This is a genomic window from Providencia sp. CIM-Carb-044, from assembly GCF_033901115.1.
Classification (GTDB): Bacteria; Pseudomonadota; Gammaproteobacteria; order Enterobacterales; family Enterobacteriaceae; genus Providencia; species Providencia hangzhouensis.
This window is the reverse complement of the sequence record NZ_JAXADV010000027.1, coordinates 1-7396: the sequence shown is the minus strand read 5'-3', so window position 1 is coordinate 7396 and position 7396 is coordinate 1. Positions and strand designations below refer to the sequence as shown.

The window sequence follows — 7396 nt, the reverse complement described above, 5'->3', positions numbered from 1 at the left end:
TCGCTGCATCGGCGCGGGGGAGTCACGGGGTGACTACGCCTTAGCGTGCTTTATTTTCCGAATTCTGAGACGACCCCTGGTTTTAACCACACATCACTTGAAATACACGATGAACCACAACCGGGTGATGAAACAGTTCTTACCATTAAACTAATAGTTGATCAGGATTTATACCCAGACTGGCGCTTGTACTCAGAAAGAGCAGAAAGTGAAGGTTTAGAGAAGCGTCTGCAATGGAAGCATAAAGAGTTACTAAGCCCAGCTAGACTTGGAACTACTACATATCAACACCTCGCTTGGGGTAACAGCTCTATCCTCAATAAACTCTCAGAAGATACCCTCGATGTTTCAGCAACACTTGCAGAATTAGGAAGACAAACTAGACAACACTTCGCAGATCAGCAAGTTGATGGTGTTAATGATGTTCTATTAAAAGTACAAAAAATCGCAAATGGATTGGGAGTACCAGTCGGTAAACTTAAAGCGCTATTAGATGTCAATGGAGTATCCCTTTCAAACGGCGCTATAAGCCTTCACAATGATGACAATACCCCTTTACGTCAACTAGGCACTGGCTCATCTAGATTGCTTATTAGTGGGTTACAAAAGGCTGCAAGCAAATCAAACATTATTTTAGTTGATGAAGCAGAATATGGGCTAGAACCATATAGAATAACTCGTTTGCTAAATGAGTTAGGTTCCAAAGATACACAGCCAACTCAGCAGGTGTTCATTACTACACATTCACCATATGTTCTCCGAGAGCTACAGGCTCAACAATTAAATGTATTAAGAAAAGTATCTTTAGCTACTCAAGTTTTTGGTAATACCCAAGAATCTCATAAACTTCATAGCCTTGAAGGAAACGATGAGCAACAATCGACTTTGCGTGCTTGCGCTGAATCATTCTTCAGTAAAGCTGTAATCGTTTGTGAAGGTAAAACAGAAATTGGATATGTTCGAGGAATTGATCTTCACAATCAAAGCACGAATTATCGTAGTATTAACGCATGTGGTGTCCATTGTGCCGATGGCGGTGGAGATAGCATGTTCGTAAGAGCGGAAATTTTTGCTCAATTAGGTTATCCCACCGCCATATTTAAAGACTCAGACAAAGCTCAGGAACATGTAGGACCTTCTCAACTGGCTGCGAGTAAAGGCATCGCTATCTATGAGTGGGGTAATAATTCTGCAACTGAAGATGTGCTTTTTATGGCTTGTCCGGCTCAGGTGATTCCTCAATTACTGGCTATTGCAATTCAGCGAAAAGGCCAAGCAGCAATCGAAGACCATATTATTGCTCACTCACAAAACCAAATAACGCTTGATGTTTGTCTAAATCACTTTCAAGAGAGTTATCGAGCGATTTTAGCCAAAGCTGCAAAAAAAAAGTCATGGTTCAAAGATATCGAACCAGCAGAAACGTTTGCACGGAATGTGATTGCTCCCAATTATGCTCAATTTTCAGAAGCTCTCACAACTACGACTAACCAACTGTTTCGATGGGCTCTAGAGCAAGGTGATTGATAATGAGCATAGAAGCAATTTTCGATAATGATGTTGGCTCTATAGTGGCTCCGGCAGGGTGCGGTAAAACCCAGTTGATCACTGATACTCTGGTGATAAAACCAAACAAGCCATATCTTGTCTTAACTCATACGACGGCAGGTGTAGCCGCTCTAAAACTAAGGTTGAAAAAATTATCTGTCCCAACAAAGAACTTCTTTGTTACAACAATAGATGGTTGGGCTTTGAAATTAGCAAAAAACTTTCCTGTTTCATGTCCTATACAAACCTCTCCTGAAAATCCAAAGGCATTCTATCCAGAGTTAAGAAGAAGTGTTCTTGCGTTACTCCAAAATGGGAACGTAAACGACATTCTAAGAGCATCATATTCACGACTACTTGTTGATGAGTACCAAGACTGTAACTTGGTGCAACATCAGGTAGTAACAGAGCTATCGTCATTAATTCCGACGACAGTTTTCGGCGATCCGATGCAGTGTATATTTAACTTCGCAGGAAGGATGCCTGACTGGAACACAGAGGTTCAAGCAAGGTTTCCTCAAATACATGAATTAACAGTACCATGGAGGTGGAATAATGCTGGTTCCCATGGTCTTGGACAGTGGGTACTCGATTGCCGAAATATATTGATCCAAGGTAATAAAATAGATCTTTCGACATGCCCTGGTTATGTTCACCACAAGCCATTGTCCGGTGTTGCAAGCACTGACTTACAAGCTCAACAAGCTGCTCAATATGATATTTTTAATAGAGCTCAAAATGAATCTTTGCTCGTAATCGGTGATTCAATAAATGCAAGATCTAGGCATAAATATGCTCAAAGTAGTAGGAATATTGATGTCGTTGAGCCAGTGCAACTCGACGATGTAGCTAATGCTGCTCGCTCTTTTGATAGTGCGCAAGGCATAGATTTGGTTGATGCCATTCTTACCTACTCGGGTGAGATGATGACCAATGTGCAAAGGCCACAGACCCTACAAAGATTACGCACTATTCAAGCAGGGAGAAGTCGAATACCTATCACTTCACTGGAGACTGCTCTCCTCAATGTTCTCCAGAATAGCTCTCGCAATAATATTCTGACGGCTTTGCTGCAATTAGAGTCTAAACAAGGAGCTAAAGTTTATCGCAAGGCTGCATTTTCAGCGCTGAAAGACACTATTTCACTTTCAAGCTCTATGCCTGACCAGACCATATTGGACGCCGCTTCATCAATTCGTGAGCAACTCAGGCTACATGGCGATCGACGAATATCTCGCCGCGCAATTGGATCGACACTGCTACTGAAAGGGCTAGAGTGTGATCATTCACTAATTCTTAACGCTGATAACATGAATGCACAACATCTATACGTTGCTTTATCAAGAGGGGCAAAATCAACAACTGTTTTTTCTCAAAGCAACCTGATTGGCCCATAACCATTTAATGGGGTGTTTTGACTTAAAGAACGGTTTGTCTGATTGATTCTTAAAACGCTTTTAAAAACATAGCGTTATAATGGTTTGTTAAAATTAAAAACTTAATATTCAACATACTAATCAACTGAATATTAAGCTTATTTTTAATTTCTTTATTTCATAAATTCAATGCTATTAATTTCATCCTCTGTTAAAGGTAGAAATTCTTCCATGCTGTCGGCTACACTGTGTGCATAAGCACTAATATCCTCTTCATCGACTTCACCTAAGCTATTCCTCATGCTCTCTGCAAACTCTTCGATATTATTGATAATATTAGCATGCAAGCTCGGATCTGCTTTAATAGCGGGGTTCAGTGATGAGGGGAAACAGGTTAACTCAGTAGAGTTTTGGGTGCTTGGGGAGAGAAAACAATTTAGTGAAGTAATCAAACAGCACCATCTTTGTGGTCAGTTCGATGAAAATTTGCCACACTATACGTTGTTGCTATCACGTTAGGATGTATCATATCTACAGCGTCATACACTTTAGGTAATAAACGCTCACGTTTGCGATTGGCTAAAAAATCGTAATAGCGGATCATCTTAAAATGCCGTGGTGGGTATAGAATGGGATTCCTGCGTAGAACCCATTCTGATTTATTTATAGCATAGAATAATGTAGAATTTATTGTGTTGTATTCGAAGGTTTTTTACATCCTAGTTCTATAAGTGCATCAGTAATAAATGGAAATGCTGGTTGTTGCCATGGATTAATATAATTTGGTTTTAGGCTTGTTACTTCAAATTTTGTTTTATTTTTATTGTCATAAACCCATCTCTTTGTCGTATTTATTTCTTCATACTTATCAATCTGATATTTGATGTTATCAAGAATATCTTTTAATGAGATGGATGGACAGTTCCCTGTTCCTTTTGTTACGTACTGCTGCGCCGCTTCCAAAAATCCCAAACAGTGAGAGTATTCGTTGCTTGAACCTTTTTGGGCTCCATTATTACAAATTTTGACCAAATCTTGAATTGATGGTGCTGCATAATAGGTGGCTTTTGGTGTATCTATGTACTTGCTGATGTCACCGAATAGTTGAGAGTCAATAATTGATGTGTTTTTACTTAATACTATTGAAGGAAAAAAAAACATCGAAAATAAAATATAACTAATTGATATGTTAGGTTTAAGCATAATTTTATTTATCCCAATAAGTGAGATGGTGTTAGAAAAACTCTTTCTTAACTGAAGGTATACAATGTTAATCTAAAAATGCACAGTATAACATGGAGTTGGATTTTTACCGTACATGGCTAGGAATCTATGGTCACTCCTTTTTTGCAACACAGATTTTGAAGATATTGTTGGCTTGCATGAATCTATACGGCGTCTGAATCCGCACCTAATGAACCTTGTAAAATTGAGCTGCATTGGCTCCTGAGGGCCAATGGAACGAAAACGTACGCTAATTAGTGTACGTTTTCCGAATGGTTGGCAGTTATCGCAGCTACCCTGTCACTGCCCCCTGAATTGTTTGTCACTTAGACATTAATGAGTGTCAATTTTGTTTAATCCCATGCCCGTTTGGTGAATAGGGTTAACATTTTTCGTGATTTGACTGACATGATGACCTGGACGAAAAGGAATGTGATTTTTTATTTATAGTCAATGTGTCCACTAATTCATTGAAATCGTGCGATTAAATACATCTAGATAGAGTGTGAAAATGCAAATTAGACTTCACTCGAACATTGAGAGTCGAAAAACGGACAGAAAATCGATTCTGCGTTATGAGGGGTTTGAAGCCTAACCGTACGAGATCGTACGCTAAGTTTATTTTTTTAGCGGGTTTGGCGAGTAAAGAAAACGAGGGTTTTGTTTACTCTTTTCATTGATGGCAGTATCCATCAGTTTCAGACACTTCCGACGTTAATAAACTCGGTAATCAAAGTAAATCTATTCGACAACATAACGGCTTTATAGACTTAAAATCATATAGTTACTTCCTTAACGTACGTTTCCGCACGGTTAGGCTTCAAACCCCGATTAAGGTCCCATCAATGAGAAATATGCATAAAAAAAACATCAAATTAATGGTGTCGGATTTTTCGGCGGTTCCGGCGTGGAACCCCAATCACTAACCGTATGACAAAGACACCCAATCCCTCAATTACCTTTGAAGAAAAAAATCGTTGGCTGGGTAAATTTACGTTTGCGGCTTTAGTAGCGCTCAAGATGGCGCAATGGGATGGAAAAGCTGCCTGAAACGCCCAGCCTGAAAATCTTTTTCTTCTTCCTTAGTTTTGTTATCTTAGCGTATTCTTACCTTACTTAACTTTTTCATGAGGTTTGTATGCGCTATCTTCTAATTTTTCAGATTTATGATCGTAGTTGTGATATTTACCATGAAGAAATTTTTGAAAGTTTTGAGCCTTTTATGTCATTGCATGTCGGTGATCATGTCAACCCTAATAGCCTTCCCAAATTAGCTTCATTGGCTGAGACGATTATTCATCCTTTAGGCGGTAAATTTAAGCTCCAAGTTTCTGAGATTGAACATATGTTCCATTCTACTAATGATCTCGACAAAGGTGGTTTTGTAGAACATTCTGTTGGAGGGCATACGACTCTAATTACGTTGCAAAAATCGACAGAGGAGTGAAGCACTAAGCAGGGTAAATAAGTAGGGGTTCGCTTGGGAAACGGAAATTATCCTACGTTAAGCTGGTGATGGACAGCACATCAAAGGTACAGATGAACTACTTCTGTCAGCAATATTCAGGATATTTTTGGTTTGCGAAATGGATGGAGCGACTGGCTCAGGGGATTGCTGATGGTGTTATCGAGGTTCCGAAAGACCGCTAAAATAGTAGACCGGAAATTCCGGCGCGGCGTAGAACCCCATAACCATAGTCGAACTACAGTAACTTCCTATACACGAGTGCTTCATGCCCCGTTAAGTAGATTAATATTGGCTAAAAATATCTTGGTGAGAACCCGTTCTCGCTAACTTTAATTCTTGACCAGTAATTTTATAAATTAGTAGCCAATCGCCTTCAATATGAGCATCTCTATATCCTCGCCAATTACCTGTTAAAGGGTGGTCTACATAGTCCGCAGGGATCTGTTCTTCCTTTATTAGTAACTCAATTAATACTTTTAGCTTGTTTAAATCCTTCCCTCTTTTTTTTTGTCGCTTAACATCCGCCTTAAAAGCACTAGAACGAATAGGAGTTAGCATCAGATCCCCAAATCATCGAAAAGTGCATTGGTTGAAGAAAATGCTTTTCCATTCCCTTTTTCTAATTCTTCAATTGCCTCTTTAGTCACAACATTTGGTGTTTTGATATCAAATGGTAGTTTTCCTTCATCGGCAACACGAATCATAACCATACGGATAAGATCAGATGTATTTAAGCCCATCTTTGCAAGTGCAGATACAGCTCGTTCTTTGACATCTTGAGAAATTCTAGCTTTAACAGTCGTATCAGAAATCATATTATTATCCTCATGTGTTATCACTCTTTTATTGTGTGCCTGATGTGCCCACAAATCAAGCTTTTTTGAAGTTTATGTTTACTATGGGCTCTTTTAGGGGGGCTAGCCCACTTCATCGAAAAGCCCAAATTTTGCTCGTAACACATTGATATCATAACTATGGATAAGTCATTTATTTCGCTGCTTTCATCGATTTTGATACCTTTGAAATCGTATGTCTTGAACAACCTATCAGGTTTTCTATCTGACTATAGCTTTTCCCTTCCATCAGCAAGCCTTTAATATTTTGGTGTAATATTTTATTGATCGGGCGACCTTTATATTTTCCTTCTTGTTTGGCTTTTTGCACTCCTTGGGCTTGGCGACGGCGTCTATCCTCATAATCCTTTCTCGCAATTGCAGCCAGCATGTCTAACATCATACCGTTAAGAGCCGCGAGCATTCGTTCTGTAAACGCATCAGTGCTACTCATAAATTGATAACTGGTTGGAAGATCTAAAGACACAATCTTTAGCCCTTTATGTCCAATGAGATATTTTAATTTTTCCCAGTCATCCGTATTCAAGCGGCTAATTCTATCCACTTGTTCAACTAAGATAATATCACCTGCCATGGCCACATTGAGCAAGCGGAAGAGTTCTGGTCGGTGAAGTTGAGCACCCGACTCATTCTCCTCAAACCAGCAGGCAATTTGCAGCCCCATTCCTTCCACAAACCTAAGTAGTTCTTTTTTTGCTCTAGACGCATCTTGCTCATGCGTTGATGCGCGAAGATACCCATAAATTCGTGTATTTGTATTCATTGGTGCACTATACATTGGTGTTGTTATGTCAGTGCATTATACATCGGTTTTTCATACTTACTACACTAGAGTTTACTTAGTGAAGTTAAGGTAGACTTAAATTGCACTTTTATATCGATTACGCGCGCGTCCATTATATGATGTTGTTTATTTTTAGAGGATA

9 protein-coding genes and 1 pseudogene are annotated in these 7396 nt (G+C 39.3%); 4 read left to right on the top strand and 6 right to left on the bottom strand.

Annotated features, from left to right (window positions below; genetic code table 11):
- The first annotated feature begins 45 nt into the window (after positions 1-45).
- Positions 46-1527, top strand: a complete 1482-nt coding sequence (locus tag SJ312_RS22630; protein ID WP_222669528.1) for an ATP-dependent nuclease — start codon at positions 46-48, stop codon at positions 1525-1527.
- Positions 1528-1529: 2 nt separating this feature from the next.
- Positions 1530-2945 carry a UvrD-helicase domain-containing protein gene (locus tag SJ312_RS22625; RefSeq protein ID WP_094962749.1) on the top strand — a complete coding sequence of 472 codons (1416 nt, stop codon included), beginning with the start codon at positions 1530-1532 and terminating at the stop codon, positions 2943-2945.
- A 152-nt stretch (positions 2946-3097) separates the two neighbouring features.
- On the opposite strand, the gene SJ312_RS22620 is transcribed toward SJ312_RS22625, so the two are convergent.
- The 3 genes from SJ312_RS22620 to SJ312_RS22610 form a co-directional block, all read right to left on the bottom strand.
- A complete protein-coding gene (locus SJ312_RS22620) occupies positions 3098-3376 on the bottom strand; it encodes a hypothetical protein (RefSeq protein WP_180359560.1) in 279 nt (92 codons plus the stop codon).
- Positions 3373-3528 carry a hypothetical protein gene (locus tag SJ312_RS22615; RefSeq protein WP_164529214.1) on the bottom strand — a complete coding sequence of 52 codons (156 nt, stop codon included), beginning with the start codon at positions 3526-3528 and terminating at the stop codon, positions 3373-3375. The genes SJ312_RS22620 and SJ312_RS22615 overlap by 4 nt, the downstream gene beginning before the upstream one ends.
- Before the next feature lie 83 nt (positions 3529-3611).
- Entirely contained in the window at positions 3612-4127 is a 516-nt protein-coding gene (locus SJ312_RS22610; protein WP_125894902.1) for a hypothetical protein, read from the bottom strand.
- 1159 nt (positions 4128-5286) lie between these two features.
- On the opposite strand from SJ312_RS22610, the gene SJ312_RS22605 reads away from it, so the two are divergent.
- Together SJ312_RS22605 and SJ312_RS22600 are read left to right on the top strand one after the other, a co-directional pair.
- Positions 5287-5595, top strand: a complete 309-nt coding sequence (locus tag SJ312_RS22605; protein WP_140172933.1) for a hypothetical protein — start codon at positions 5287-5289, stop codon at positions 5593-5595.
- A 59-nt stretch (positions 5596-5654) separates the two neighbouring features.
- Positions 5655-5798, top strand: a pseudogene (locus tag SJ312_RS22600) (arylsulfatase regulator); the annotation flags it as partial.
- A 100-nt stretch (positions 5799-5898) separates the two neighbouring features.
- Here the strand turns inward: SJ312_RS22600 and SJ312_RS22595 are convergent.
- From SJ312_RS22595 to SJ312_RS22585, 3 genes are all read right to left on the bottom strand, one after another.
- Entirely contained in the window at positions 5899-6174 is a 276-nt protein-coding gene (locus SJ312_RS22595) for a type II toxin-antitoxin system YafQ family toxin (RefSeq protein ID WP_140172931.1), read from the bottom strand.
- Positions 6174-6431: a type II toxin-antitoxin system RelB/DinJ family antitoxin gene (locus SJ312_RS22590; RefSeq protein ID WP_140172930.1), complete on the bottom strand. Its 258-nt coding sequence runs from the start codon at positions 6429-6431 to the stop codon at positions 6174-6176. The genes SJ312_RS22595 and SJ312_RS22590 overlap by 1 nt, the downstream gene beginning before the upstream one ends.
- A 172-nt stretch (positions 6432-6603) precedes the next feature.
- Positions 6604-7233, bottom strand: coding sequence for a recombinase family protein (locus tag SJ312_RS22585; RefSeq protein WP_180359559.1), 630 nt, complete (start codon positions 7231-7233; stop codon positions 6604-6606).
- Positions 7234-7396: the final 163 nt, after the last annotated feature.